Below are 26,013 nucleotides of genomic sequence, written 5' to 3' on the forward strand. Positions count from 1 at the left end.
TCACCACACCCTCACCCGGGCCGGACGGCGACCTCGCCGCCCGGCCCGCGGCACTCCCCCGCCGGGAACCGGCCCGGCTCCGGGAGCGTCCCCACGGACGAACGGCCCGTTTGCCCACCACCCGTCCTGACGTGGCGTCAGGTGGCCCGCCGCCCGGCCGTCGCGGCCGTCGCAGCTGGCCGCACGGGGTCCGGAGGGCCGAGCCGGGCGGCGGAGTCGGTAGGCTGGCCCCGTCCCCGCCGTCCGACGGCCTGTTATCCGGTCCCGGGCGGTGCCGCAGCAAGGAGGAACCACTGAGCATGGCAGGCACCGAATCGGAGCCCACAGGCGCACGCGACGCCTCGCTGCCGGCCCGCGCCAAGATCGCGGTCACGGCCGGCCGGGTGGCCGCCGTCCTCTCGCAGAAGGCGGGCCGCGGCAGCGGCTCGGTGATCGGCGGCAAGATCGCCCTGAGGCTCGACCCCGATCTGCTCGCCACCCTCGCCGACCACCTGGACGTGGTGCTGGTCAGCGCCACCAACGGGAAGACGACGACGACCCGACTGATCGCCGAGGCGCTGCGCGCCGCCGGCCCGGTGGTCTCCAACGCCCTGGGCGCCAACATGCCGGCCGGCATCACCTCCGCCCTGGCCGGCGGCTCGGACGCCCGCTTCGGCGTCATCGAGGTGGACGAGAAGTACCTGGCCGGGGTCGCCCGCGACACCCGTCCCAAGGCGATCGCCCTGCTCAACCTCTCCCGCGACCAGCTCGACCGCGCCGCCGAGACCCGGATGATGGCCGAGAAGTGGCGCGAGGGCCTCCAGGACACCGAGGCCGTGGTGATCGCCAACGCGGACGACCCGCTGGTGACCTGGGCCGCCTCCTCCTGCAAGAAGGTGGTCTGGGTGGCCGCCGGGCAGGCGTGGAAGGAGGACGCCTGGTCCTGCCCCGCCTGCGGCGGTGTGATGCAGCGCCCCGGCGACGACTGGTTCTGCCAGGAGTGCGGCTTCCGGCGCCCCAACCCGCACTGGGCGCTCCAGGGCACCCACGTCATCGACCCCCAGCGCGGCGCCTGGCCGATCCAGCTCCAGCTGCCCGGCCGGGCCAACCTGGCCAACGCCACCAGCTCCGCCGCCGTCGCGGCCGTCTTCGGCGTCTCCCCGCAGGTGGCGCTGGAGCGCATGCGGTCGGTGACGGCCGTGGCCGGCCGCTACGACGTGGTCCAGTACCAGGGCCGCGACATCCGTCTGCTGCTGGCGAAGAACCCGGCCGGCTGGCTGGAGACCTTCTCGCTGATCGACGGCCCGCCGGCGCCGGTCATCCTCTCCGTCAACGCGCTCGACGCCGACGGCACCGACACCTCCTGGCTCTGGGACGTCGACTACGAGCGCCTCGCCGGGCACCCGGTGTTCGTGATGGGCCAGCGCAAGCTGGACCTCGCGGTCCGCCTGGAGGTCGCCGGGCTGCAGTTCCACGTGGTGGACTCGCTGGAGCAGGCCGTCCGGATGGCCCCGCCCGGCCGGATCGAGGCGATCGCCAACTACACCGCCTTCCAGCAGCTGCGGAAGGCCGTGGCCGGCTGATGCCGGCCCAGCAGCCCCATCGAGTGATCGTGACGGAAGGCCTTCGAGGATGAGTGAGAGCAGCCTGCGCGTGGTCTGGGTCTACCCGGACCTGCTCAGCACCTACGGCGACCGGGGCAACGCCCTGGTCGTGGAGCGCCGGGCCCGCCAGCGCCATCTCAATGTGACCAGGATCGACGTCCGCTCCGACCAGGCGGTGCCCACCAGCGGGGACATCTACCTGATCGGCGGCGGCGAGGACCGCCCGCAGCGACTGGCCGCCGAGCGGCTGCGCAACGACAGCGGGCTGGTCCGGGCGGCCGAGAACGGCGCGATCATCTTCGGCGTCTGCGCCGGCTTCCAGATCCTCGGCCACGAGTTCATCAACGACCTCGGCGCGCGCGAGCCGGGTCTCGGCCTGCTCGATGTCTGGACCACCCGCGGCGAGGGCGCCCGCTGCGTCGGCGACGTGCTCGCCGACGTCGACCCGCGCCTCGGTCTGCCGCAGCTGACCGGCTTCGAGAACCACCAGGGCATCACCCACCTCGGCCAGGGCGCCAAGCCGCTGGCCACCGTCACCGTCGGCCAGGGCAACGGCACCGGTGACGGCACCGAGGGCGCCTGGCGGGACACCGTGCTCGGCACCTACCTGCACGGCCCGGTGCTGGCCCGCAACCCCGCCCTGGCGGACCTGCTGCTCAAGCTGGCGCTGGACGTGAACGCCCTGCCGCCGGCCGACACCACCTGGTACGACGCGTTGCGCGCCGAGCGCATCGCGGCCACGTCGCGCCCCGCCTAGTCACTCCGTCCGCCCCGTCCCGGGTGCCCGCGATGCGGTCACCCGGTTCGCGGGCGGGTCCGGACGTACGACAATGGGGCTGCCAGCTGCACACCCTCCTCGGCAGCAGGCTGCACTTCCCCGCGGGGGCGCCGACGGCGCCGCTCCCGCGTCGGCTCCTGCCCGGCCGGACGCAGGGGCCGTATGCTCGACTTCACGGCCGTTTTCGGACGTTCTGTCCGGATCGACCGGTCCTTCACCCCTCGGTCATCTCCCCGCCATCTCGGCGTGGGGTCCGACCACTACGGTGACGGTCGTCGTCCCAGCCTGGTAGTCCGGCCGTTCCTCGGTTCTGCTCGGGAGTTGCAAAGCAATGCGTATTGGAGTGCTGACCAGCGGCGGTGACTGCCCCGGCCTGAACGCGGTGATCCGCTCCGTGGTTCACCGGGGGGTGGTCGACCACGGCGACGAGATCATCGGGTTCGAGGACGGCTGGCGCGGTTTCCTGGAGGGCGTCCACCGACCCCTGACCCTGGACTCGGTAAGCGGCATCCTGGCCCAGGGCGGCACCATCCTCGGCTCCTCCCGGGTGCAGCCGAGCCACCTGCGCGACGGCGTCGAACGGGCCAAGCGGTACTGCGCGGACCTCGGCCTCGACGCGGTGATCCCGATCGGCGGCGAGGGGACGCTCAAGGCCGCCAAGCTGATGAGCGACGCCGGCCTGCCGATCGTCGGCGTGCCGAAGACCATCGACAACGACATCGCCTGCACCGATGTCACCTTCGGCTTCGACACCGCCGTCTCGGTCGCCACCGAGGCCCTGGACCGGCTGAAGACCACCGCCGAGTCGCACCAGCGTGTGATGGTCGTCGAGGTCATGGGCCGGCACACCGGCTGGATCGCGCTCAACGCGGGCATGGCGGCCGGCGCCCACGCGATCGTCGTCCCGGAGCGCCCGTTCCACATCGACAAGCTCACCGCCGTCGTCCGCGAGCGCTTCGACCGGCAGAAGAAGTTCGCGATCGTGGTCTGCGCCGAGGGCGCCAAGCCCGAGCCCGGCACCATGCACTGGGAGGAGGGCACCAAGGACATCTACGGCCACGAGCGGTTCACCGGCATCGCCACCCAGCTCTCCCGCGAGCTGGAGCACCGGCTCGGCAAGGAGGCCCGCCCGGTGATCCTCGGCCACACCCAGCGCGGCGGCACCCCGACCGCGTACGACCGGGTGCTGGCCACCCGCTTCGGCTGGCACGCCATCGAGGCCGTCCACAAGGGCGCCTTCGGCCACATCACCGCTCTGCAGGGCACCAACATCAACCTGGTGCCGCTGGGCGAGGCCGTCGCCGAGCTGAAGACCGTCCCGCAGGAGCGTTACCTGGAGGCGGAGACGGTCATCTGACCGGCCCCCGACCTTCTTGCACCCGGCCCCCTGGCACCGCGCACCGTGCACCGCGCCAGGGGGCCGACGCGTACCGCCCGGGGCAGCGCGCCGCGCTGCCGGCCGACCTGCACGCCCGGTCAGCGTGACCGGGGTGCCCGCCGGCACCCCACTCACGACCGGAAGGGACCAACCGATGGAGATCCTCGCCTACGGTGTACAGGCCGACGAGCGGCCGCTGCTGGAGAAGGCCTTCTCCGGCCGCCACGGCCTCCGCTGCCTGGACGTCTTCCTCAACCGCGACACCGCCCCACTGGCCGCCGGCTACCCGGCCGTCAGCAGCAGCGTCAACGCCGTCCTGGACGCCGAGACGCTCACCGTCCTCGCCGCCGGCGGCACCCGGCTGATCGCCCAGCGCTCCACCGGCTTCAACAACATCGACCTGGACGCCGCCGCCGAACTGGGCCTCACCGTCGCCCGGGTCTCCTACTACAGCCCGTACGCGGTCGCCGAACACGCTTGGGCCCTCGCCCTGGCCGTCAACCGCCGACTCACCCGCGCCGCCAACCGCACCCGCGAGTTCGACTTCCGCCTCGACGGCCTGCTCGGCCGGGACATCCACGGCATGACCGTCGGTGTGATCGGCACCGGCAAGATCGGCGAATGCTTCACCCGGATCGCCGCCGGCTTCGGCACCGAACTCCTCGGCTGGGACATCGCCCCCAACCCCGCCTGCCTGGAACTCGGCATGACCTACACCGAACTGGACGACCTGCTCACCCGCGCCGACCTGATCAGCCTGCACGTCCCCCTGCTGCCCGCCACCCGCCACCTGATCGACGCCGCCGCCCTCACCCGGATGAAGGACGACGCCATCCTCGTCAACTCCAGCCGCGGCGGCCTCGTCGACAGCGCCGCCCTGGTCGAAACCCTCCGGGCCGGCCGCCTCTCCGGCGTCGGCCTCGACGTCTACGAGGAGGAGACCGGCGTCTTCTTCACCGACCGCTCCATCCACGGCATCACCGACGACGTCCTCGCCCGCCTCGTCACCTTCCCCCAAGTCCTCGTCACCAGCCACCAGGCCTACTTCACCCACACCGCCGTCGGCCAGATCATCGACGCCACCGCCCGCAACATCGACGACTACGAAGCCGGCCGCCGCAACGAGAACACCCTCGTCCCCACCGCGAACGCCTGACCCGCCAACAGTCAGACGCCGAGAACCCGGCACAGACAGCGCGCGTCGCCCCCGGAGTCCCGGCCCTGCCCTGCCCTGCCCTGCCCTGCCCTGCCCTGCCCTGCCCTGCCCACGACAAGATCATCAGGCTTCACCCCGCCGGACCGGAAGGTCCAGCGTGAACTGCGCGACCAGAAAGGTGCCGCCGATGCGCGTGGAGATGCTGCTCGTCCCGGACTGCCCGAACGGGCCGGTGCTCAAGGAACGGCTGGCGCTCGCCCTGGCCGGCCGCAGCGACGTGGAGGTTGCCGAGCGCGTCGTCGAGGACCAGGCGGAGGCCGAACGCCGGGGCATGCACGGCTCGCCGACGCTGCTGGTCGACGGCCGCGACCCGTTCGCCGCTCCCGGCACCGCGGCCAGTGTGTCCTGCCGGCTCTACCGCGGCGCGGACGGCCGGATCGGCGGAGCGCCGTCCGTCGAGGAACTGCGGCAGGTCCTCGGCACCACCGCCACCGCGGGCGCGGACCGGCCGCCAGGCCGGACCGGCGGGGATCCGCGACTTGTCGATTATCGATATGCCCCCTAGTCTGGGCATATCGATAATCGATGGGGAGGCATGCGGTGAACACGCGACTCACGAGGACCCTGGCCTCGGTGACTTTTGTGCTGGCGGTGTTCTGCGGACTCGCCTTCATCGGCAAGGGGGTCACGCACACGCTCGACAACGGGGCGGTCTGCGTACAGACGGACTTCTGGCGCAATGCCTCACTGGCACCGGACAGCCTGCCGACCGGCAAGGGCCTGGAGGCGTCCAGCAGTGCCACGCGCCTCTGCCAGGACAGTCCCTCCGTGGGTCAGCGCGCCGCCGACCTCGGGGGCGAACTGCCCTGGCTGCTGTTCGGCTCCCTCGCGCTGCTGCTCTTCTCCCGGCTGCTGAAGGCCGTCCTGCTGCAGGGACCGTTCACCGACGCGGTGTCGCAACGGCTCTCCGTTCTCGGCTGGTTCGTCGCCGTTGGTACGCCGCTGGCCGGCCTCGTCGTCGGCTGGTCGCAGTCCTGGCTCGTCGGGAGCATGGCGCCGGTCGTGGGTTCCGGGCCGACGGTCTCCGGGCCGCAGGTGCTCGTCGTCGCCGGCCTCGCCGCAGTGATCATGGGGAAGATCATGCGCGACGGCGTGCGCATGCGAGAGGACCTCGAAGGGACCATCTGATGCCCGAAGAGGAACTCCACACGATCCGGATCCACCTCGACCGGCTCCTCGCCGAGCGCGGCATGACGCTCACCGAACTGTCCGCGCAGGTGGGCATCACCGTCGTCAACCTGTCCGTGCTCAAGAACGGGCGGGCCAAGGCCATCCGTTTCTCGACCCTGTCGAGGATCTGCGACGTCCTCCGGTGTCAGCCAGGAGACCTGATCACCCATGATCCCGCCGAGTCGGCCTAGCCGGTCATCCCCGGCAGGGTCCACCGGGGAGTGGCCAGGCCGTTCCTCCGCGGCAACTCGTCGGCCTCGTCGGCCGAGGGAGTTGAAGCACACCCGCTCGAACTCCTCCGCATCGGCGAAACCCACTGCCGCCGGCTGGAAGCCTGAAACCCCACCGGCGAGGTCACCGGTCAGAAGTCGACCGGATCGCGGCTGATCGGGCAGGTCATGCAGTGGCCGCCGCCGCGGCCCCGGCCCAGTTCGGCGCCGACGATGGTGATGACCTCGACTCCCGCTCTGCGCAGGAGGGTGTTGGTCTGAGTGTTGCGGTCGTAGGTGACGACCACGCCCGGTTCCAGTGCGACGGCGTTGTTTCCGCTGTCCCACTGCTGACGCTCGGATGCGTAGACGTCGCCGCCGGTCTCGATCACCCGCAGCCCGGACAGCCCGAGTGCCCCGGCGACGACGTCGACGAAGGGGCGGGAGCCCTCGTCGGTGATCTCGACACCGGGGGCGGTGTCGCTGGGCCGCAGGGAGAACGTGTGGACGCCGTCCATGATGTTCGGGTAGAGCGTGACGATGTCGCGGTCGGCGAAGGTGAACACCGTGTCGAGGTGCATGGCGGCGCGGAGCTTGGGCATGCCGGCCACTACCACCTGCTCGGCCGCACCGTTGTTGAACAGTGCGGCCGCGACCTGGGTGATCGCCTGCCGCGAGGTGCGCTCGCTCATGCCCATCAGGACGACGCCGTTGCCGACCGGCATGATGTCGCCGCCTTCGAACGTCGCCTGCCGCCAGTCCTGTTCGGGGTCTCCCCACCACACCGTGGAGCCGGCGTAGTGCGGGTGGAACGTGTAGATGGCCTTCATCAGAAGGGTCTCGTCGTGTCTGGCCGGCCAGTACAGCGGGTTGAGGGTGACACCGCCGTAGATCCAGCAGGTTGTGTCGCGGGTGTAGAGGGTGTTCGGCAGGGGCGGCATGAGGTACTCGCGGATGCCCGTCGACTCACGGGCCAAGGCGATGTAACCGGGGCGGAAATCGCCGGGGAGGTCGGATACGGCCAGGCCGCCGATCAGGTACCGCGCGAGTTGGCGCGCTTCCAGGGACTCCAGGAAGGCCCGCGTGCCGTCGATGAGTCCGATGCCGACCTCGTTCGCGATGATCTTGCGGTCGAGCAGCCACGACTTCGCTTCGGGGATCGCCATCGTCTGGGCGAGCAGGTCGTGCAGTTCGACGACGTCGATGCCGCGCTCGCGGAGCTTGTTGACGAAGTCGGCGTGGTCGCGCTGGGCGTTCTCCACCCACAGCACGTCGTCGAAGAGCAGTTCGTCGGCGTTGCTCGGAGTGAGCCTGCGGTGCGCGAGTCCTGGCGCGCAGACCAGGACCTTGCGCAGCTTGCCGACCTCGGAGTGGACGCCGTGCGCCGACGTGGCCGTGCTGGTCGGGTGTTCCATGGAGAGGCCTTTCCGTCTGGGGTGTGTCTTGGCGTTCACAGGCTGATCCAGCCGACTGCCAGGGCGATCACGCCGATGACCGCACCGGCGATCGAGACCGCGAGGATGACGAGTTCCGCGGGCGAGAACAGGCTTCTGCCCTGCTCGCGCCGGGCCATCACGAACAGGATCGTGGCGGGTGCGTAGATGATGAAGGACACCAGGAGGAACTTCGGACCGGCCGCGTAGAGCAGGAACGCCGTGTAAATGGTGGCGAGCGCGCTGACCACCAGGTCGCGGGAGAACCCTTCGCGGCGTTCCGTGCGGGAGTCCGGCTTCAGCACGATCTTGAGCGCGTAGGCCGCCGCGAGCAGGAACGGGATCAGGGACAGCGCGCTGGTCAGATCGAGAGCGAGGTTGAACGCGTCGTCGGAGAACAGGGTGACGATCAGGAAGACCTGGGACAGGGCCGTCGTCATCACCAGCGCCGGAACCGGAACGTCGCCGGCGCTGGAGCCGCGCAGGAACCGTGGCATGTCGTCGTCCTTCGCGGCGACGAACAGGACCTCGGCGGCCATCAGTGTCCAGGCGAGGTAGGCCCCGAGCACGGAGACGATCAGGCCGACGCTGATGAACACCATGCCCCAGGTACCGACCGCCAGCTCCAGCACGCCCGCCATCGAGGGCTGGCGAAGCTGAGCGATCTCGCCCATCGGCGCGATGCCGTAGGACACGATGGTCACCGAGGCGAAGACGGCGAAGACGCTCAGGAAGCCCAGGACCGTGGCGCGCCCGACGTCCTCGCGCCGTTCCGCGTGCCGCGAATAGACGCTGGCACCCTCGACGCCCAGGAACACGAACACCGTGGCCAGCATGGTTCCCCGGACTTGGTGGAACAGGGAGCCCGCGTAGTCGGCGCCCGCGAAGTTCTCGGCGAACACGTGCGGTTTGAGATAGAACAGCGCCAGGACGATGAAGACCACGATCGGGACGACTTTGGCGACGGTCACGATCTTGTTGACCGCCGCCGCCTCCTTGACCCCGCGGCAGATGAGCAGGAAAAAAGCCCACAGGCCGACCGAGGACAGGGCCACGGCAAGCAGTGTGTCTCCGTCGCCGAGCGCCGGCGCGATCGCCCCGATGGTCGACATGATCAAAACCCAGTACGTCACGTTGCCGACGCACGCGCTGGCCCAGTACCCGAATGCTGCGAAGAAGCCGAGGTACTCGCCGAACCCGGCTTTGGCGTAGGCATAGACACCCGCGTCGAGATCGGGTTTGCGAACAGCGAGGGTCTGGAAGACGAAGGCGAGCATCAGCATGCCGGTACCGGCGACCGCCCAGGCGATCAGAGCACCTCCCATCCCGGTCTCCTGGGCGAAACGGCTCGGGAGCGAGAACACGCCGGCGCCCACCATCGAGCCGACGACCATCGCGGTCATGGTCGGCAACGAGAGTTTGGCAGCCGCCGGCGTCTCGGCAGGGGTGTCGGCGTTGGTCATCTCTTCTCTTCCCTACTCTGTGCGGCGTGGCGCAGGCACGGGCCGCCCTGCCGCTGAAGGTCGATCGGGGGCTCTGCCAGGGCCGGTTCGATCCTTCGCGGTCCTGAAACCGGTGATCGCGTCGGACACGCTCAGCACCGGGCCGGCGCGGCGGAAGACGCGGCACGGCGGCAACGACAGCACCGGCACGCCCGCAACGGCACCCGCGAAGGCGCCGCAGGAGCTCCACGGGACGGGCGGGGAGGTCGCCATGACCACGGGGATGACGGCATCCGCCAGGGCCGGCTCACGCTCAGGATGCCGCATCTCGGTCCCCGCATCTCCTGCCACGCCACCCGGCCCAGGCCCGTCCCGCGTGTCCCGGTCCCGGTCCCGGTCCCGGTCCCGCACGCTACCGACCGGCTGACCTGAATGCCCGCAATGACTGACGATGAGTCAATTGTGTCGGGTGAAAGGCATGCGCCCTCCAGGCGTGGCGAAGGGCGGACACGGCAGTCTCCTGCGGCAGCGGCCGGACCCCGGGCGGCCGCCCGTGCTCCCGGCTGCCGCCGCAGGCCTCCGCGGTCGGTGTGCCGGAGACCTGCCGGCCGAGGGCTCGGACGAACCCGCGCCGGGGGTGGGCACTATCGGCCACTCCTGGGGGCCCGCGTCCGGTTCCGGCCTAATGGGTCCGACCGGGGTTGACGGCCAAATTGGTCTATGCCACTTTCTGATCGCGCGGCCCGCCGCCTCACCCCCACTGCTCCGCCTGAGGTCGACCGGGCTCCCCTCCGTCGGTGCCGCGCACCGTCCCCCACCACAGGAGAGGAACCCCCATGAGCATCAGAACGACCGTCCGGCGCCCCCGGATCCGGGCGGCACTCGCCGCCGCCGTCACGACCGGGCTCGGCATCGGCGCGCTGACCGCCCTGCCGGCCGCCGCGGCGGGCGAAGCGGTCTCGGTGCAGTACCGCAACGGCGGCAGCGGCAGCTCACAGGCCTCGCCCTGGCTGAAGGTCGTCAACACCGGTGCCACGAACGTGGCGTTGAGCCAGGTGAAGGTGCGCTACTACTTCAAGGCCGACAGCGCCTCGGCCACCTACAGCTACTCCTGCGACTGGGCCGTGAAGGGCTGTGCCAACGTCACCGGTACGTTCGGCAGCATCGTCGAACCGGGCGCGGCCGCCGACCGCTACCTGGAGATCGGCTTCACCGCGGCCGCCGGCTCGCTGGCCCCCGGCACCGACACGGGAGACCTCCAGCTGCGCTTCAACCGCACCGGCTGGCTCCCCCTCGACCAGGGCGACGACTACTCCTTCGGGCCGGCCCAGAACACGTACACGGCCTGGTCCAAGGTCACGGCGAGTGTCGGCGGGGTCCCGGTCTGGGGCACGGCACCCAGCGGCAACACCCCGAACCCGACTCCCACGCCCTCCGGCCCGACCACGCCGCCTCCGGGCGCCGTGCTGTTCGACGACTTCGACTACACCGACCACACCGACCCGGCAATCGGCGCGCACGGCTGGAACGTTCGCTCCGGCGGCGGCGGCCCGGGCGTGTCCGGTGCCACCTGGGCGCCCGAGAACGTCTCCTTCACCAAGGAGGGCGCGAACTCGGTGATGACCCTGCGGAGCACCACCGCCGGAACGGGCGACTCCACCCGGCAGGCCGAACTCAACACCCGGGCCATGAAGTTCAAGAACGGGACCTACGCCGCCCGGGTCCGGTTCTCCGACGCCCCGGTGAGCGGCCCGGACGGCGACCACCTCGTGCAGAGCTTCTTCGCGATCAACGATCTCAAGGCCCCGATGGCCGACGACTACTCCGAGTACGACTTCGAGTACCTTCCCAACGGAGGCTGGGGCGAGCCCGCCAGCATCCTCTACAGCACCTCCTGGGAGACCTACGGCCCCGACGGCTCCGTCAACCAGCACACCGAGGCCCGGGCCGGGTACGCGGGCTGGCACGACCTCGTCATGACCATTGACGACACCGCCATCGTCTACTACGTCGACGGGGCCGAGTTCGCCCGCCACGACGCGCGCTTCCTGCCGGAGCGGCCCATGGAGATCCACTTCAACCAGTGGCTGATCGACTTCACCGGCCAGGCCTCCACGGCGCCGCGTACGTACGAGGAGAAGGTCGACTACGTCCTCCACGTCAAGGACCAGGTCCTGACCCCCGCCCAGGTCAACAGCGCCGTGGCTGCCTACCGCTCGGCGGGGACCACCTTCACCGACTCGGTCCCCGCCACCCCGTGACCGCGGCTCACGGCTGATCCGGCCGCCGACCGGAGGCGGGGCACCGCCGGGTGCCCCGCCCTCCGCCCCGGCCGCCGGTGCCCTCGGTGAGGTCGCCGGCCCGACTCCCAAGTGGAGCTCCGACGTCGCCGAGGGCCAGGTCATCGGATATGCGTTCTATGCTGCTGCCCAACCTGGAGCCCGAGGAGTCACGATGACGGGCAAGTACTTCTTGCTGATCTGCGACGACGTGCCCAATGCAGTGGTTCTGACCGACCCCGGGCCCCATCCCGTCGAGGTCGTGAAGCTGCTTCGCCGGAGGACCGGGCTGAGCCTGTGGCACAGCAAGTCCCTCATCAGCCGCCTGCCGGCCACCGGCCTCGAAGACGTACCGCAAGAGGTGGCTGAAGCCACGGTGCGCGAACTCCTCCTTCAGGGCGTCCTGCTGGTCGTTGAGGAGCCAGGTGGCGTCGGCGACCCCGGCGCGTGCGACGAACTTGCCGTACGGCGCGAAACCGTCGTGGTAGCCCGGGACGAACATCTCGTTCGACAGCCACTCTTCTTCTTCACACCGGCTGCCCGGCCGGCGGCCCCGTCGGGACGTGACCGAACGTCGAAGCCGGCAGCCGAAGCGACAAGGGAGCGGAGCGTTGTCAGACCGTTGCGCGATGCTGGGCGTGCAGGTGGTTCGAGGGGTCGCCCGCACCGGCGCTGAAGGGGGCATGGTGGCAGATCAGGATGACGGCTGGGCGGGCGTGGGCTGGGAGGGCTGGCAGGACTACGAGGGCATCCGGCGGCGTCTCGATCGGGGTGCCGATCCGGAGGTGTGGGGCGGGGGACGGCCTCTGCACCGGGCCTCGGTGTTCGGCTCGCCGGAGGTCGTCGCGGAACTGGCTCGGCGCGTGACGGATGTGGACGCGTTGGCGGGCGGGACGACCGCGTTGTGGGAGGCCGTCCTGTGCCGCAGGCCGGACAATGCGCGAGCCCTCGCCGCTGCGGGGGCCGATCCCTGGCGGCCCTTGGTCGGTGGCTGGTCGCCGGGGCGGCTCAGCCTGGCCGGACCGACGCCGGACCTGTTCGTCATGCCTGAGGAAGAACGCGGGCTGACCGAGGCGGAACGCACGGCGGCGCGGGAGGGCAGGCGGCTCGTCTCGGCGCTGGGAAAGCTGTACTACGACGGCACGGGGCTGGCGTGCGTAGCCGGGATCGACGCGGGGGACGCGATACGTCGCTTGGAGGCGACGCCGGCCGAAGGCGACGGCCTGGACGAACTACTGGAGGATCCCTATGCGTACGACATGGACGACAGCTTGAGAATTATCGGCGTGACGACTGTCCCGGGCGGCTGCGTCGTCACCCAGCCGTGGGGGTACGCACCGAAGGTGCCAGGCGTGCTGGCCCGGCTGTCCGTCGACACCGTCTGCTACGGCATGTACGCCAACCCCAAGAGCGGCAATCAGGGCAGCATCGCCCGCAACGGGACCATCGAAGCCTGGGACCTCCACCCGGGCGGCCCACCGCGCCCACAGGCCGGGTCCCAGGAAGTTCTGGCCTCCTACCTCTACCAATCCAGCGCGGTGGCCTACTCGTGCGCCTTCGCAGGACTGCGCCTGGCCGACGCGCGCGCCATCGTCGGGCCACCCGACATGTGGGTCGAACTGCCGCAGCGCGACTATTGGGAGCGCTGACACGAGGAGGCTGCCACGACCAGTGGAGTGGCCTCGCCGTGCGAAGGGCCGACGGGCGAGAGGAGCCCCCTCCCGGGCGGCCAGGGGCTGCTGCTCAGTGCCCGCGCCTACCAGACCTGTCACCTGGTGCAGGACGCCCCCGACCGATCGCACAGAGGAACGCCGCGAGGACGCACCCATCGCGGGTGACCCGCGCTTCGTGATGCCGGTCGCCACCGGCACGGATCGGCAGATGTGCTCGGCGGTCGAGGAACCTGTCCGACCTGGCCAAGCCCTCCTACCCCGCACATGCGGCCGGTCGCGATATCCGACTCCGGCGAAGATCTTGTGACGCCGCCTGTCGGCACCCGGTGGCGACCCGGCTGAAGAAAGGACTGGCCCGGTGGCCATGCCGGCCCGCGCACCAGTAACGTAGCGATCTTCGCTGGGCGCCGGCCCGTGGAGCCCTTGAAGGCGAACGCCCATGACCGACCTGCACGCACGACGCGCGGAGCTCCGCCTCAACGCTGCCCTGGAGGGCCTGGCTGTCGTCTTCCGCGGGGCGACCGCGCACCCCGAGGAGCGCAACTGCGAGTGCCACTGGGGCAGCGCCGAAGAGCTCACTCTTCTGAAGGTGCCGGGCGTGGAGCTCGACCCCGACCTCCTACGGCGGACCTGGCAGGCCCCCGACTGGAACGACCACGCCTCGGTGCTGCGCCGCGTCCTCCCCCAGCTCGCGGCCGCCGTAGCCGACAGCTCATCGGAGTCCTTCCGCTACCAGGACGAGATCGGTCTCTCGCTCGCCCGCGGCCGCTGGCAGGAATGGCCCCGGGAACAGGCCGCAGCGGTGCGGGAGTTCCTGCGCGCCTTCTGGGCACACAGCCTCGTCATCCCCGACCGCCTCGCGTACACCTGCCAGACCCTCGTCCTCTGCGCCGAGGCATCCGGTGAACTGAGCCCCTGGCTCGACGTGTGGGAGGCGTTGGAGCACCCTGTGGCCGACCAGAACCTCGCGGAAGCCGTTGACCTGTGGGACTACGACCTGCTCATGGATGAGCTTCCCTGGGACACCTGCCACAACAAGGACGACATGCTGGCCGTGCTCACTGGCTGGCTCACCCGCCACGCCCCCGCGCGGCTCAAAGCCCGCAACGCCCCGGACATGCTGCTCCAACGGCTGCGGCTGATCGGCCTCACCGGTCCCGCCCGCTGGGACGATCCGCACTGGCCTCGCTTCACCTCCTGACCAGGGGGCAGAAAATGTCCGGCCGAAGCGTTCCGCGCACAGAGCCGTCACACGGTCTGTGACAGAGCCCGTAATTCCCCAGGTCCTGGCCTCGGCGTCCGGCAAGGTTGGCCAGCATGAGCATGTGGGAGTGGAGCTATCGCTATGTCGGGCCCGCCGACCTGAAGGCTCTTGTGCGGCCAGGGCGCGAGGGGCGGAGCATGTGCTCGCCAGAGGACTTCCATGAATGGGTTTCGGCTCGGACGCCGGAGGAGCTGTCCGAGCCGTTCACCTTCGTTGTCGATACTGCCGGGGTCCTCCGGCTCGCGCCGCGCCGCAGTGAGCACGTGGTGTGTGCCGGAGGGGGGAAAGTACTGGGCGCCGGTGAGATCGGCTTCCGCGTGGAGTCCGGGCGGTGGGCGGTCGATGAGGTCAGCAACCAGTCGACCGGCTACTGCCCGGGCGTCAGCTCGTGGCCGGCTGTCGCGGCCGCCCCGGCGACCGCAGAGAGCGCCGGAGCCGCCGCGTTCAGCCGGCTGCGGCCAGGTGGCGGACGAGGTGGGCCGATACCTGCGGGATCTCGCCGTATTCGTGGTCGCCGTCGTCGGCCGGGAGCTGGTGGATCACGGCGGCCAGGCGCGGGGGAAGCCGTACGTCGAGGCCGAACCGGCAGCGGCTGATGATCTCGTCGCGCACCTGGGCGGGCAGCAGTTCGTACGGTGAGTCCAGGATCCGCTGGGAAGGGCGGGGCGCGGCGCCCAGCGATTCGGCCTCGCGGCGCCAGACCTCCGCGTCCAGGACCTCCCCGAGGCTGCGGTGCAGCATGCTGAGGCAGGAGGCGGAGGTGTAGTTGCCGCCGCCGGCCGCGAACTTCCACCAGAACTCGGCGCCGTCGCGGTGTCCGACGGTGTAGAGGAGCGCGCCGAGGACCAGCGCGCCTTCGGGGTGGATACGCCGGTCGTTGATGAGCAGGTCCAGCGAGGGCGCCGCCGTCGGCACGGCGAGGATCATGGCGGTGACCAGGTCGAGTTCGTGGCCGGCCTGCTCGTGGTCGGCGGACATCGGCGCGGGGGCGGCCGCCAGCCGCTCCCAGGCCGAGCCCGCATTCGCCGCGTACTCGCCGTACGGCGGGCCGGCCGCCGCGGGCTGCGCGGGGTCGCCCCGCAGCAGGCGGTCCTGTCCGGTGGTCACCGCTGCCCTCCCCGCCGGCCACCGAGTGCGACGGCGAGCCGGTCCAGGGCCTGTGTGGCGGTGGAGCGGACGTTCGCCTCCGTCATCCCGAGGTAGTCCGCGATCACGCTGTCCGGCAGGTCGACCAGGTACCGCAGCACCACCACGTCGTGCCGGCGCTCGGACAGTCGCCGGATCGCCGCGTACAGCTCCTCGTGACTCCCCTGGGCCTCCACGAGGTCCAGGGTGCGCGCCGCCGAGCGCCGCACCGCCACCACCCACCCTGGGACGGTGGCGGGTCGGGGCCGGTACTCGGCTCTGATCATCGCCTCCGCCAGGGCCGCGCCGATCTCCTCCTTCAGCAGCGTCCAGGCGTGGAAAGCCGGTACCTGCTGGCGCAGGATCCAGGCCCACCGCTGCCACATCCGGTCCTTGGCGCGCTCGACAACGCGCCGGGCCTCGTCTTCGTCACCCAGGCGGGCCCGGGCGATCCCGCTCCAGGCCCGCTCGTGCGTGTCGCAGAACGCGTCGAACGTCAGGAGGCGGCTGCTCCGCCGCACCGCCCAGTCGCTCTCGTTCACGTTCCATTCCTCCCTGACGGCCACCCCGTTGGGTACCCGACCGACTGTAGGCCACCCTCGACCGACCGGCCGGCCCGGGCGTCTGGCGCGCCTGCTCACGTCGAGAACTTCCGCCCCCGACAGGAACATTGGAGCGCACGGCGCGCCCCCATGTTCAGCGGGGCGAGAGAATTCACTATCAGACATAAGAAGTGATGAACAATCAAATGACCTGTCCCATAGAGAAACACGGCCAGTCGGAATATGATCCTTTGCGGTCACTCCCCGGTGCGCTCGATTCACCCACCGTTCCGACCCGCGATTGCCGGGACGCGGGCCCGGGCATAGTGGGAGGGGCCGCGCCAGGGCCCCGCGCCGTGGGTGGTGCGGGTCGTCGCTCCGCCCTGTCGTAGGAGCTGGACGCCTATGAACCAGGGGGAACAGATGGCCGACGAAAGCACAGACGCCCGATCCGGCACCGAACCCGACGTGGCGGTCGAACTCGACATCCACGTGGCGCACTCCGCCCGGATGTACGACTACTACCTGGGCGGCACCACCAACTTCCCCGCCGACCGGGAGGCCGCGGGCCGGGCCCTGGCCGTCTTCCCACAGGCACCGGCCGCCGCACGCGCCAACCGCGGCTTCATGCACCGCACCACCCGCCACCTCGCCCGGGCCGGCATCCGCCAGTTCCTCGACATCGGCACCGGCATCCCCACCTCGCCGAACCTGCACGAGGTCGCCCAGCAGATCACCCCCGAGGCACGGGTCGTCTTCGCCGACAACGATCCCATCGTCCTCATCCACGCCGTCGCACTGCTGCGCGGCACCTCCCAGGGACTGACGACCTACGTCCAGGCCGACGTGCACGAGCCCGACACCGTGATCAGCGCCGCCCGGAAGGTCCTCGACTTCACCCAGCCGATCGCGCTGAGCATGAACGCCCTGCTGCACTTCGTCCCGGACGAAGCACACCGGATCACCGAACAGCTCAAATCTCAACTTCCCTCCGGCAGCGCCCTGGTGATCAGCCACCTCACGGCCGACTTCGCGCCGCAGGAGACCGCGCGCCTCATTCAGGTCTACCGAACCGCCGGCACCCCGGTAGCGGCGCTGCGCCGCGAGGAGTTCGGGGAGTTGTTCACCGGCTGGACCGTGCTCGACCCCGGCATCGTCTCCACACCCCGCTGGCGCCCCGACCACACCCACGACTCCGCCACCGCCCACAACTCCGCCCCCGTCACCGATGCCGAGGCGTCCTGCTACGGTGCCGTCGCCATCCGGCCGTGAACCGGACCCTCACCGCCGCTCTGACAGCCCACCGCCCCCTGCGTTGAAGGCGCGTCCGACGACGCCGATGCCGATCGAGGCTTCAGACCAGAGCCCTGAAGCCTCGACCAGCGGCACCCGCCCCCTCCGGTCAGCGGGGGTCCAGGCCCTCCAGCATCTCCGGCAGCTCCCGGCTGTGGATGACCCCGAGGCTCTTCGTCGCGCGCGTGAGTGCGACATAGAGGTCGTTCACGCCGCGGGCGTGCGCCGCGAGTATCTCCGCGGGCTCCACCACGAGGACCGCGTCGAACTCGAGCCCCTTGGCCTGGGCCGCCGTCATCAGCACGACGGGCGAGTCCAGCGCCGAAGGACCGTCGATGACGGTGACGCCGTCCAACCCGGCCAGCCCGTTGATCAGTTCGGCCGGCCATGCCGGGGCGTGGATGATCGCCATCCGGCCGCCGTCCAGCGCCGCGATCTCCTTCTCGACGGCGGTGCGCAGCGCCCGTCCCCGGTCGGCTTCGGGGATCCGGAGGCTCCACGGACGGGTCCCGCCGCTGCGCACCGCGCTGGGGGCGGTGCGTGCCGGGTCGGCCGCCCGCAGGACGCCCTCGGTGACCCGCATGATCTCGGCCGGGGTCCGGTAGTTGATGGTGAGCTCCACCGTGCGCCAGCGTCCCGCCGTGTACTCGTCGAGCGCCTCACTCCAGGAGCTCAGCCCGGCCGGCGCGCCGGTCTGCGCCAGGTCGCCCACAATCGTCATGGAGCGGCCGGGGCAGCGGCGGGTCAGCAGCCGCCAGGCCATCGGGGAGAGTTCCTGCGCCTCGTCCACGATCACGTGCCCGAAGCCCCAGGTCCGGTCCTCGGCCGCGCGCTCGGCCAGGGGACGGAACTCCCCCTCGCCGCGGTACTGGCGCGTCAGCATCTCCGCGTCGATCTCGGCCAGCCCGGCGCCGAAGTCCTCGAGGACGACCTTGGCGAATTCCAGCTCCTCGGCCCCGGCGGCGGCATCGGCCCGGCGGGAGACGGCGCTGCCGGGCAGCGGGCCGAGCAGTTCGGCGGCCTCGTCGAGCAGCGGCACGTCGTCGGTGGTCCAGGGGGCGGCCTCCTGGTCCGGGCCCGGGTGTTCACGCAGCAGTGCGGCGCGTTCGGCCTCGGAGAAGTCCGGCATGGCCCTCGCCAGCAGCTCCGGGGAGCCGAACAGCGCGGTGAGCAACCGCTCCGGGGAGAGCAGCGGCCACAGCTTCTCGGCCAGGTCCTGGAAGTCACGCTCGACGACGAGCGCGTCGGCGAGGTCCACCACGTCGTCCAGGTCCATGGACCCGCCCCGGTCCCTGGCGATCCGCAGGGCCAGCTCCGAGGAGAGCCGCTCGACCAGGGCCGCTCGGGCCGCGTTGTGGGGTTCGCCGGTCCTGTGCGCGGCGGCGTGGGCCCGCTCGCAGAGGGCCCGACCGATCACGAGCTCCTCCTGGTGGGGCGAGCTTCGGCCCACGGTGATGGTCCATGACTCCTCGGGCAGCTGCCGGAAGCCGTCCAGCGCGGCGGCGAGTACCCCGGCCATCCGTGCGTCGCCCTTGACGGCGGCCGCCTCGGGCGTCTCCGTGTCGGTCCCGGTCACGCCCGGGTAGAGCGCGCCGATGCTGCTCAGTACGACCTCGCTCTCGCCGAGCGCGGGGAGTACCTGGTCGATGTAGCGCAGGAACGTCGTGTTCGGCCCGATGACCAGCACACCGCGCCTGGCCAGCCGGTCGCGGTGGGTGTAGAGCAGGTACGCGGCGCGGTGCAGGGCGACCACGGTCTTGCCGGTCCCCGGACCGCCCTGCACCACCAGGACGCCGCCGAGCTCGGAGCGGATGACCCGGTCCTGTTCGGCCTGGATGGTGGAGACGATGTCGCCCATCCGCCCGGTCCTGGCCGCCGTCAGTGAGGCGAGCAGGGCGGTCTCCCCGCTGAGCTCGGCGCTGTCCCGGTCCTCCAGGGCACTCACGCCGAAGGCGTCGTCGTCGAAGCCGACGACCGTCCGGCCCTTGCTCCGCAGGTGCCGTCGCCCCACCACACCGCCGGGCACGGCTGGCGTCGCCCGGTAGAACGGCTCCGCGGCCGACGCCCGCCAGTCGGTCAGGAGCGGCTCGTGGTCGTCGTCCGCCAGGGCGATCCGGCCGATGTACCGCCGCTCGCCGTCGGCGCTTTCGATCCGGCCGAAGCAGAGCCCGCACTCGGCGGCGTACAGTTCCGACAGCCGGCGGGTGTGGTGGATCTCCAGCGTGTCCCGCTCCATCCGGGACTGGAAGGTTCCGCCCTTGTCCTGGAGATGGATCTCGCGCAGCCGAGCCGTCGCGAGTTCGCGCTGGGCTTCGAGGCGGTCGTACAGCTCACCGACGTATTCGTTCTCCGCTCGCAGCTCTCCGGTCCGCCGGTCGTCGGAGGGCTGAGCGCCGTCACCGCCCGGATTCGTCCCGTTTCCGGCTCCGGCGCTGACCACTGAATTGAGTTCGGACGAGGACGAGGACGATGCCGATGACGCGGGGACCAAGGCTTGCTCCATTGACTCAGGACCCTCAATTGATCGAGCAATTGAGAGTGGCGGCGGAATCTCCGCTATTCACAGCACAAAAAACTGGGTCCAGGACCTGCGCGCACGCGACAGACCGGACCGGGCCCGCTCAGAACTCCTCACAGAATGGCCCTGGAAGCCAGGGCCGTTGCTCGCCAGTGAGTACGGCGCCGGAAACCTTCCGTAGCTCGACGATTCTGCAGCACGACCCGGGCCTTGCCGCAAGCCCCCCGGTGCGCTATAAGTTGGGAGTGGAAAGGAGTGGGTACTCCCCTTTCCCATTCATCGTCCGATATGAACGGACAAGCCCTCCGCCGACCAGATCCTTCCATGCCGGGGCCTCCGCTGCGAGCCCGTTCGACGGCCGCCGATTCGGCGGCCCCGACGGCCTGTCCCACTTCCCGGCCGTCCGGGCGGGGGGCGGGGCGCGGGCCGGGGTAAGGCCCGCCTAGGCTGTGTCCCGAAGCAAAACGGGCGAACCGGACCCCTCCGGGGGACCGCGAGGACGGAAAGCAGGACCCGCCGATGGGCGACGGAATGTCAGGCATGCACCACCACGGCGGGATGACACAGCTGGGCCCGTTCTCCCTCTCCAACGTCTGGACCTGGTCCCCCGACTGGGTGTTCCTGATCGGCAGCCTGGTCGCGCTGGCGCTGTACGCGACCGGCGTGGTGCGGCTGTACCGGCGCGGCGACCGCTGGCCGATCGGCCGGAGCATCGGCTGGGCGGCGGGCGTCGGCACGGTGATCCTGGTCACCTGTACCGGGCTGAACGACTACGGCATGGCGCTGTTCAGCGCGCACATGATGCAGCACATGGTGCTCTCCATGCTGTCGCCGATCCTGTTGCTGCTCGGCGCGCCGATCACACTGGCGCTGCGCGCGCTGCGCCCGGCCGGCAAGGGCCGGCCACGCGGGCCGCGCGAGCTGCTGGTGGCGCTGCTGCACAGCACCTACGTCCGGGTGATCTCGCACCCGGCGTTCACCATCCCGCTGTTCATCGCGAGCCTGTACGGGGTCTACTTCACCCCGTTGTTCGACTTCCTGATGCAGTACCGGCTCGGGCACATCTTCATGATGGTGCACTTCCTGGCCACCGGACTGGCGTTCTTCTGGCCGATCATGGGCGTGGACCCGGGCCCGCACCGGCCCGGCCATGTGATGCGGATCATCGAACTGTTCATGGGCATGCCGTTCCACGCCTTCTTCGGCGTGGCGGTGATGATGGCCAGCCACCCGCTGGTGACCACCTTCACCGAGGCGGGCGCACCACCCGGCACCGACCTGCTGGAGGACCAGAAGCTGGCCGGCGGTATCACCTGGGCGTTCGGCGAGATCCCGACCGCGATCGTGCTGATCGCGCTGGTCTACCAGTGGATGGGCTCCGAGCAGCGCCAGGCCCGGCGCCGGGACCGTGCCGAGGACCGCAACGGCGACGCCGAGCTGACGGCGTACAACGCCTACCTGGCCTCGCTGGACAAGCGGAGCCAGCGCCCGGCCCCGGCGGCCGACGCCGGCTGACCGGCCCTCCCCGCCGCAGGCACCGCGGAACCCCCGCCCGATCCGGGCGGGGGTTCCGTCGTTTCCGGGGCCCGGCCCCTCCCGCGGCTGCCTGCGGGCTCAGACCGGGCCGCCTCCGGCGGCTTCCTGCTCCCCCGCCGGACCCGCCAGACCCGCCGGACCCGCCGGACCCGTCGGACCCGTCCTAGGATCCGGAACATGCAAGCGCTTCTCATGGCCGCCCTGCTCGCCGTGGTCCTGCTGTCCCGGATCCACGAGCCGAGACGGTTCGGCAACGGGGTGCTGATCGGGCTGATCGGGGTGTGCGTCGCGCTGGGGACGGTGAGCCTGGTCGGGCACGTATCCGCCCCGGCGGGGCGCGCCGTCACGGCCGGGGCGGCCTCCGCGGTCTGGCTGAGCGGGCTGGTGACGGCCGGGCTGCTGGTGGCCAACGGGGTCACCATGGTCCGCCGCGAGGGCACCCGTCCGGCGAGCCTGCTGGCGCTGCTCACCGGCGCGGCCGTGCTCGCGCTGCTGGGGCTGCTGCTCTCCGCCACCTACCTCGACGTCCGCGCGCTGCGGGCGGCGGCCGGGGCCGCCCTGCTGATCGGCGGGTACGCGGCGTTCCTGCTGCTCTGCTTCCTCGGCTACACGCTGCTGTACCGGCGGGTGGTGGTCCGCCCCGGCTACGACTACCTGGTCGTCCTGGGCGCCGGGCTGGACGGCTGCGAGGTGCCGCCGCTGCTGGCGGCCCGCCTGGACCGCGCTCTGGAGCTCTACCGCGCCGCGGAGGCGGCCGGGCGGCCGCCCCTGGTGCTCGTCACCGGCGGCAAGGGCCCGGACGAGGGCTGCACCGAGGCCTCGGCGATGGCCGACTACCTGGTGGCCCGCGGCTGCCCGGCCGAACGGATCCGGCGGGAGGACCGGGCGACCAGCACCACCGAGAACTTCGCGTTCGGCCGGGAGCTCATGGAGCGCGAGCACCCCGGCTACCGCTGCACCGTCGTCACCAGCAGCTTCCATGTGCTGCGCTCGGCCGTCACGGCCCACCGGGCCGCCGTCCCGGGCCATGTCGTCGGCGCGCCGACCGCCGGGTACTACTGGCCCAGTGCCGCGCTGCGCGAGGCGGTCGCGACGGCCGCGCTGTATCCGCGGGTCAACGCCGCGGTCTGCCTGGTGCTCGCCGCGGCCGGAGCGGTGACCGGCTGGCGGTGGTGACCGGCCCGCCGCTGACGCGGAGAGGTCCCCGGGTCGTGGACCCGGGGACCTCCCTGTTCAGCTCGTCGACGGTCAGCCGAGGTTGGCCAGCGCCTCGTTGAAGGTCTTCGACGGACGCATCACGGCCGCGGCCTTGGCGGCGTCGGGCTGGTAGTAACCGCCGATGTCGACCGGCGAACCCTGGACGGCGATCAGCTCCTCGACGATGACCGCCTCCTGGTCGGCCAGCGTCTTGGCGAGACCGGCGAACGCCTCGGCCAGCGCGGCGTCGGCGGTCTGCTGCGCCAGCTCCTGGGCCCAGTACAGGGCCAGGTAGAAGTGGCTGCCGCGGTTGTCGATGCCACCGAGGCGGCGGCTCGGCGACTTGTCCTCGTTGAGGAAGGTGCCGGTGGCGCGGTCCAGGGTGTCGGCCAGCACCTTGGCGCGGGGGTTGTCGGTGGTCTGGGCCAGGTGCTCGAAGCTGACCGCGAGGGCGAGGAACTCGCCCAGGCTGTCCCAGCGCAGGTAGTTCTCCTTGACCAGCTGCTGGACGTGCTTCGGGGCGGAGCCGCCGGCACCGGTCTCGAACAGGCCGCCGCCGTTCATCAGCGGGACGACCGAAAGCATCTTGGCGCTGGTGCCCAGCTCCAGGATCGGGAACAGGTCGGTCAGGTAGTCACGCAGCACGTTGCCGGTGACCGAGATGGTGTCCTCACCGCGGCGGATGCGCTCCAGCGAGAACTTGGTGGCCTCGACCGGGGACTTGATCTCGATCTGCAGGCCGGCGGTGTCGTGCTCCGGCAGGTAGGTCTTGACCTTCTCGATCAGGACGGCGTCGTGCGCGCGGGTCTCGTCCAGCCAGAAGACGGCCGGGTTGCCGGTGGCGCGGGCGCGGGAGACCGCCAGCTTGACCCAGTCCTGGATCGGCAGGTCCTTGGTCTGGCAGGCACGGAAGATGTCGCCGGGCCGGACGGCCTGCTCCAGCACCACGTTGCCCTCGGTGTCGACCAGCCGGACGGTGCCGGCGGTGGCGATCTCGAAGGTCTTGTCGTGGCTGCCGTACTCCTCGGCCTTCTGCGCCATCAGGCCGACGTTCGGCACCGAGCCGATGGTCGCCGGGTCCAGGGCGCCGTGGGCGCGGCAGTCGTCGATGACGGCCTGGTACACGCCGGAGTAGCTGCTGTCCGGCAGGACGGCCAGGGTGTCGGCCTCCTTGCCGTCCGGGCCCCACATGTGGCCGGAGGTGCGGATCATGGCCGGCATCGAGGCGTCGACGATGACGTCGGACGGCACGTGCAGGTTGGTGATGCCACGGTCCGAGTCGACCATGGCCAGGGCCGGGCCCTCGGCCAGCTCGGCGTCGAACGAGGCCTTGATCTCGGCGCCGTTCGGGAGCGCGTCCAGGCCCTTGAGGATGGCGCCGAGGCCGTCGTTCGGGCTCAGGCCGGCGGCGGCGAGCGCCTCGCCGTACTGGGCGAAGGTCTTCGGGAAGAAGACGCGGACCACGTGGCCGAAGACGATCGGGTCGGAGACCTTCATCATGGTGGCCTTGAGGTGCACCGAGAACAGCACGCCCTCGGCCTTGGCCCGGGCGATCTGGGCGGCCAGGAACTCGTTCAGGGCGGCGGCGCGCAGCACCGAGGCGTCCACGACCTCGCCCGCGAGCACCGGCACCGACGGGCGCAGCACGGTGGTGGCGCCGTCCTCGGCCACCAGCTCGATGCGCAGCGAGCCGTCCGCGGCGATCACGGCGGACTTCTCGGTGGAGCGGAAGTCGTCGGCGCCCATGGTGGCGACGTTGGTCTTGGAGTCGGCCGTCCAGGCGCCCATGCGGTGCGGGTGCGCCTTGGCGTAGTTCTTGACCGAGGCGGGGGCGCGGCGGTCGGAGTTGCCCTCACGCAGGACGGGGTTGACGGCGCTGCCCTTGACCTTGTCGTAACGGGCGCGGACGTCCTTGTCCTCGTCGGTCTGCGGGTCGTCCGGGTAGTCCGGCAGCGCGTAGCCCTGCTGCTGCAGCTCGGCGACGGCCGCCTTCAGCTGCGGGATGGAAGCCGAGATGTTCGGCAGCTTGATGATGTTGGCGCCCGGGGTCTTGGCGAGTTCGCCCAGCTCGGCGAGGGCGTCCTCGATCCGCTGGCCCTCCTCGAGACGCTCCGGGAAGCTCGCGATGATCCGCCCGGCCAGGGAGATGTCGCGAGTCTCCACCTGTACGCCGGCCGTCGAGGCGTAGGCCTGGACCACGGGCAGGAACGAATACGTTGCCAGGGCAGGCGCCTCGTCGGTGTGCGTATAGATGATGGTCGAGTCAGTCATCGGTACTCCGCTTCACGTCTCCAACGTCTTGATGTCAAGATATCTCGTGATTGCCCCTTCGCTCCACCTCCCCCCGCTCCGGAGCGCACGCCGGGCGCCCGGCGGGCTCGTCGAGAGTCAGCTCCACCGTCGTCCCCGGGCGGGCCCGGGGCAAACGGAGCACCGCCGGAACCGGCCCAAGACCTAGGACTGTCCGGCCAGGCGCCGGTCGAACTCGGCGGTGTCGGACACGAACCAGAGCTGGCGGCCGCCGTTGCTCTCGCGGACGAAGTCCCGCAGGGCGCCGCTGGCGGCGGTGTGCCGGGAGATGTCGCCGACGACGGCCAGGCCCAGGCGGTAGTTGGCGAACTTCTGGACGATCCCGCCGGCGATCCGGGTGCTCAGCCGGAAGAAGTCGTCCTCGAGGCGGGCCACCGGGACGACGACCCAGGTGGCGCCCTGCCCGAAGGCGTCGCCGATCACGTCGGTCGCGTCGTGCTCGTCGCGCAGCGGCGGGCCGTCGGCGGGCAGCCACAGGACGGTGGCGGTGGGCTCAGACATGGCGGTTCTCCCCGATCAGCGCGTTGACGATGGCGAGCAGCTCCGCGGTGTCGGCGAGCCCGCCCAGAATGATCACCTTGAGCGCCGACCGCTCCTCGTGGTGGACGGTCTCGACGAACAGCCGGCCGCCGGCCGCCCGGGGGCCGGCGATCGCGGCCATGACCGTGTTGCTCAGGCGCGCGGCCTCCTCGACGCCGACGCCGTCGATCCGGACGACCGTGGACGCCTCGGCGTGCCGCCGCTCCGGCTCGGGGGCCGGGGCCGGGGTGCCGGTGAACGCCTCCAGGTCGGAGCGGGTGATCCGGTACTGCTTGCCGATCCGCGTCGCCTTCAGCCGACCGTCCCGGACGTAGCCGCGGACGGTGCGGACGTGCAGGCCCAGCAGTTCGGCCACCTGTTCCACCGAGTAGTACTGCGACACCGACCGCCACTCCCTTCCCATTTCCCTATGCTTACGCAAACTACCATTCGGATGGTCCTTATAGGTAACGATAGTGACGGTTCACGGGCAGGCCGCCGGGCCGAACGTCAAGAGTCCGTCAACGCCGCGTCAGGACGGGCGCCGC

The 26,013-nt window shown here is 71.0% G+C and carries 22 protein-coding genes; 14 read left to right on the plus strand and 8 right to left on the minus strand.

The window, feature by feature from the left end:
• Window positions 1-299: 299 nt before the first annotated feature.
• The 7 genes from ACIQIB_RS05045 to ACIQIB_RS05075 all read left to right on the plus strand — a co-directional run bounded on the left by ACIQIB_RS05045 (window position 300) and on the right by ACIQIB_RS05075 (window position 6,316).
• Window positions 300-1,562, plus strand: coding sequence for a MurT ligase domain-containing protein (locus tag ACIQIB_RS05045; RefSeq protein ID WP_363608174.1), 1,263 nt, complete (start codon window positions 300-302; stop codon window positions 1,560-1,562).
• A gap of 49 nt (window positions 1,563-1,611) precedes the next feature.
• Window positions 1,612-2,340, plus strand: coding sequence for a glutamine amidotransferase (locus ACIQIB_RS05050; RefSeq protein ID WP_363608175.1), 729 nt, complete (start codon window positions 1,612-1,614; stop codon window positions 2,338-2,340).
• A 352-nt stretch (window positions 2,341-2,692) separates the two neighbouring features.
• On the plus strand, window positions 2,693-3,718 hold the full coding sequence (locus tag ACIQIB_RS05055; protein WP_363608176.1) for a 6-phosphofructokinase: 1,026 nt from the start codon (window positions 2,693-2,695) through the stop codon (window positions 3,716-3,718).
• 175 nt (window positions 3,719-3,893) lie between these two features.
• Window positions 3,894-4,895, plus strand: a complete 1,002-nt coding sequence (locus tag ACIQIB_RS05060) for a 2-hydroxyacid dehydrogenase (RefSeq protein WP_400756743.1) — start codon at window positions 3,894-3,896, stop codon at window positions 4,893-4,895.
• A gap of 187 nt (window positions 4,896-5,082) precedes the next feature.
• A complete protein-coding gene (locus ACIQIB_RS05065) occupies window positions 5,083-5,460 on the plus strand; it encodes an alkylmercury lyase (protein ID WP_400756745.1) in 378 nt (125 codons plus the stop codon).
• A 35-nt stretch (window positions 5,461-5,495) separates the two neighbouring features.
• Window positions 5,496-6,083: a DUF2975 domain-containing protein gene (locus ACIQIB_RS05070; RefSeq protein WP_363608179.1), complete on the plus strand. Its 588-nt coding sequence runs from the start codon at window positions 5,496-5,498 to the stop codon at window positions 6,081-6,083.
• Window positions 6,083-6,316 carry a helix-turn-helix transcriptional regulator gene (locus tag ACIQIB_RS05075; RefSeq protein ID WP_363608180.1) on the plus strand — a complete coding sequence of 78 codons (234 nt, stop codon included), beginning with the start codon at window positions 6,083-6,085 and terminating at the stop codon, window positions 6,314-6,316. Before ACIQIB_RS05070 ends, ACIQIB_RS05075 begins: the two co-directional genes overlap by 1 nt.
• 170 nt (window positions 6,317-6,486) lie before the next feature.
• Here ACIQIB_RS05075 and ACIQIB_RS05080 read toward each other — a convergent pair whose 3' ends face one another.
• On the minus strand, window positions 6,487-7,749 hold the full coding sequence (locus tag ACIQIB_RS05080) for an arginine deiminase (protein WP_400756748.1): 1,263 nt from the start codon (window positions 7,747-7,749) through the stop codon (window positions 6,487-6,489).
• Window positions 7,750-7,784: 35 nt separating this feature from the next.
• Window positions 7,785-9,230, minus strand: a complete 1,446-nt coding sequence (locus ACIQIB_RS05085; protein ID WP_400756749.1) for a basic amino acid/polyamine antiporter — start codon at window positions 9,228-9,230, stop codon at window positions 7,785-7,787.
• An 815-nt stretch (window positions 9,231-10,045) separates the two neighbouring features.
• Here ACIQIB_RS05085 and ACIQIB_RS05090 point away from each other — a divergent pair.
• From ACIQIB_RS05090 to ACIQIB_RS05105, 4 genes are all read left to right on the plus strand, one after another.
• The gene (locus ACIQIB_RS05090) at window positions 10,046-11,470 is read left to right on the plus strand and encodes a cellulose binding domain-containing protein (RefSeq protein WP_400756751.1); all 1,425 of its coding nucleotides are present in this window, start codon (window positions 10,046-10,048) and stop codon (window positions 11,468-11,470) included.
• A 193-nt stretch (window positions 11,471-11,663) separates the two neighbouring features.
• Window positions 11,664-12,164 carry a ribosomal protein L7/L12 gene (locus ACIQIB_RS05095; protein WP_400756754.1) on the plus strand — a complete coding sequence of 167 codons (501 nt, stop codon included), beginning with the start codon at window positions 11,664-11,666 and terminating at the stop codon, window positions 12,162-12,164.
• Complete coding sequence (locus tag ACIQIB_RS05100) at window positions 12,118-13,137, plus strand: ankyrin repeat domain-containing protein (RefSeq protein WP_400756757.1); 1,020 nt, start codon at window positions 12,118-12,120, stop codon at window positions 13,135-13,137. The genes ACIQIB_RS05095 and ACIQIB_RS05100 overlap by 47 nt, the downstream gene beginning before the upstream one ends.
• A 463-nt stretch (window positions 13,138-13,600) precedes the next feature.
• Entirely contained in the window at window positions 13,601-14,362 is a 762-nt protein-coding gene (locus ACIQIB_RS05105) for a hypothetical protein (RefSeq protein WP_400756760.1), read from the plus strand.
• A gap of 507 nt (window positions 14,363-14,869) precedes the next feature.
• Here the strand turns inward: ACIQIB_RS05105 and ACIQIB_RS05110 are convergent.
• Together ACIQIB_RS05110 and ACIQIB_RS05115 are read right to left on the minus strand one after the other, a co-directional pair.
• Window positions 14,870-15,532, minus strand: a complete 663-nt coding sequence (locus ACIQIB_RS05110) for a hypothetical protein (RefSeq protein ID WP_363614558.1) — start codon at window positions 15,530-15,532, stop codon at window positions 14,870-14,872.
• Complete coding sequence (locus ACIQIB_RS05115) at window positions 15,529-16,092, minus strand: sigma factor-like helix-turn-helix DNA-binding protein (protein ID WP_363614556.1); 564 nt, start codon at window positions 16,090-16,092, stop codon at window positions 15,529-15,531. The genes ACIQIB_RS05110 and ACIQIB_RS05115 overlap by 4 nt, the downstream gene beginning before the upstream one ends.
• Before the next feature lie 423 nt (window positions 16,093-16,515).
• Here ACIQIB_RS05115 and ACIQIB_RS05120 point away from each other — a divergent pair, with 423 nt between their 5' ends.
• The gene (locus ACIQIB_RS05120) at window positions 16,516-17,364 is read left to right on the plus strand and encodes an SAM-dependent methyltransferase (RefSeq protein WP_363614554.1); all 849 of its coding nucleotides are present in this window, start codon (window positions 16,516-16,518) and stop codon (window positions 17,362-17,364) included.
• A gap of 130 nt (window positions 17,365-17,494) precedes the next feature.
• Here ACIQIB_RS05120 and ACIQIB_RS05125 read toward each other — a convergent pair whose 3' ends face one another.
• A complete protein-coding gene (locus tag ACIQIB_RS05125; protein ID WP_400756762.1) occupies window positions 17,495-19,825 on the minus strand; it encodes a HelD family protein in 2,331 nt (776 codons plus the stop codon).
• Window positions 19,826-20,443: 618 nt separating this feature from the next.
• On the opposite strand from ACIQIB_RS05125, the gene ACIQIB_RS05130 reads away from it, so the two are divergent.
• Both ACIQIB_RS05130 and ACIQIB_RS05135 read left to right on the plus strand, forming a co-directional pair.
• Entirely contained in the window at window positions 20,444-21,418 is a 975-nt protein-coding gene (locus ACIQIB_RS05130; RefSeq protein ID WP_363614570.1) for a cytochrome c oxidase assembly protein, read from the plus strand.
• Between the two features lie 198 nt (window positions 21,419-21,616).
• Entirely contained in the window at window positions 21,617-22,615 is a 999-nt protein-coding gene (locus ACIQIB_RS05135; protein ID WP_363614550.1) for a YdcF family protein, read from the plus strand.
• A gap of 72 nt (window positions 22,616-22,687) precedes the next feature.
• Here the strand turns inward: ACIQIB_RS05135 and ACIQIB_RS05140 are convergent, their stop codons facing one another.
• The 3 genes from ACIQIB_RS05140 to ACIQIB_RS05150 form a co-directional block, all read right to left on the minus strand.
• Entirely contained in the window at window positions 22,688-24,907 is a 2,220-nt protein-coding gene (locus ACIQIB_RS05140; protein ID WP_363614548.1) for an NADP-dependent isocitrate dehydrogenase, read from the minus strand.
• 183 nt (window positions 24,908-25,090) lie between these two features.
• Complete coding sequence (locus ACIQIB_RS05145) at window positions 25,091-25,447, minus strand: DUF4180 domain-containing protein (protein WP_400756765.1); 357 nt, start codon at window positions 25,445-25,447, stop codon at window positions 25,091-25,093.
• Window positions 25,440-25,868: a helix-turn-helix domain-containing protein gene (locus ACIQIB_RS05150; protein WP_363614544.1), complete on the minus strand. Its 429-nt coding sequence runs from the start codon at window positions 25,866-25,868 to the stop codon at window positions 25,440-25,442. The genes ACIQIB_RS05145 and ACIQIB_RS05150 overlap by 8 nt, the downstream gene beginning before the upstream one ends.
• Window positions 25,869-26,013 lie beyond the last annotated feature (145 nt).

The sequence above is a fragment of the Kitasatospora sp. NPDC092286 genome (assembly GCF_044755565.1).
Taxonomy (GTDB): Bacteria; Actinomycetota; Actinomycetes; order Streptomycetales; family Streptomycetaceae; genus Kitasatospora.

Excerpts from the sequence above, each read along its gene's own strand:
- ACIQIB_RS05045 (WP_363608174.1), top strand. The coding sequence starts at position 300 with ATGGCAGGCACCGAATCGGAGCCCACAGGCGCACGCGACGCCTCGCTG.
- ACIQIB_RS05050 (WP_363608175.1), top strand. The coding sequence starts at position 1,612 with ATGAGTGAGAGCAGCCTGCGCGTGGTCTGGGTCTACCCGGACCTGCTC.
- ACIQIB_RS05055 (WP_363608176.1), top strand. The coding sequence starts at position 2,693 with ATGCGTATTGGAGTGCTGACCAGCGGCGGTGACTGCCCCGGCCTGAAC.
- ACIQIB_RS05060 (WP_400756743.1), top strand. The coding sequence starts at position 3,894 with ATGGAGATCCTCGCCTACGGTGTACAGGCCGACGAGCGGCCGCTGCTG.
- ACIQIB_RS05065 (WP_400756745.1), top strand. The coding sequence starts at position 5,083 with ATGCGCGTGGAGATGCTGCTCGTCCCGGACTGCCCGAACGGGCCGGTG.
- ACIQIB_RS05075 (WP_363608180.1), top strand. The coding sequence starts at position 6,083 with ATGCCCGAAGAGGAACTCCACACGATCCGGATCCACCTCGACCGGCTC.
- ACIQIB_RS05080 (WP_400756748.1), bottom strand. The coding sequence starts at position 7,749 with ATGGAACACCCGACCAGCACGGCCACGTCGGCGCACGGCGTCCACTCC.
- ACIQIB_RS05085 (WP_400756749.1), bottom strand. The coding sequence starts at position 9,230 with ATGACCAACGCCGACACCCCTGCCGAGACGCCGGCGGCTGCCAAACTC.
- ACIQIB_RS05090 (WP_400756751.1), top strand. The coding sequence starts at position 10,046 with ATGAGCATCAGAACGACCGTCCGGCGCCCCCGGATCCGGGCGGCACTC.
- ACIQIB_RS05095 (WP_400756754.1), top strand. The coding sequence starts at position 11,664 with ATGACGGGCAAGTACTTCTTGCTGATCTGCGACGACGTGCCCAATGCA.
- ACIQIB_RS05100 (WP_400756757.1), top strand. The coding sequence starts at position 12,118 with ATGCTGGGCGTGCAGGTGGTTCGAGGGGTCGCCCGCACCGGCGCTGAA.
- ACIQIB_RS05105 (WP_400756760.1), top strand. The coding sequence starts at position 13,601 with ATGACCGACCTGCACGCACGACGCGCGGAGCTCCGCCTCAACGCTGCC.
- ACIQIB_RS05120 (WP_363614554.1), top strand. The coding sequence starts at position 16,516 with ATGGCCGACGAAAGCACAGACGCCCGATCCGGCACCGAACCCGACGTG.
- ACIQIB_RS05130 (WP_363614570.1), top strand. The coding sequence starts at position 20,444 with ATGCACCACCACGGCGGGATGACACAGCTGGGCCCGTTCTCCCTCTCC.
- ACIQIB_RS05135 (WP_363614550.1), top strand. The coding sequence starts at position 21,617 with ATGCAAGCGCTTCTCATGGCCGCCCTGCTCGCCGTGGTCCTGCTGTCC.
- ACIQIB_RS05140 (WP_363614548.1), bottom strand. The coding sequence starts at position 24,907 with ATGACTGACTCGACCATCATCTATACGCACACCGACGAGGCGCCTGCC.
- ACIQIB_RS05145 (WP_400756765.1), bottom strand. The coding sequence starts at position 25,447 with ATGTCTGAGCCCACCGCCACCGTCCTGTGGCTGCCCGCCGACGGCCCG.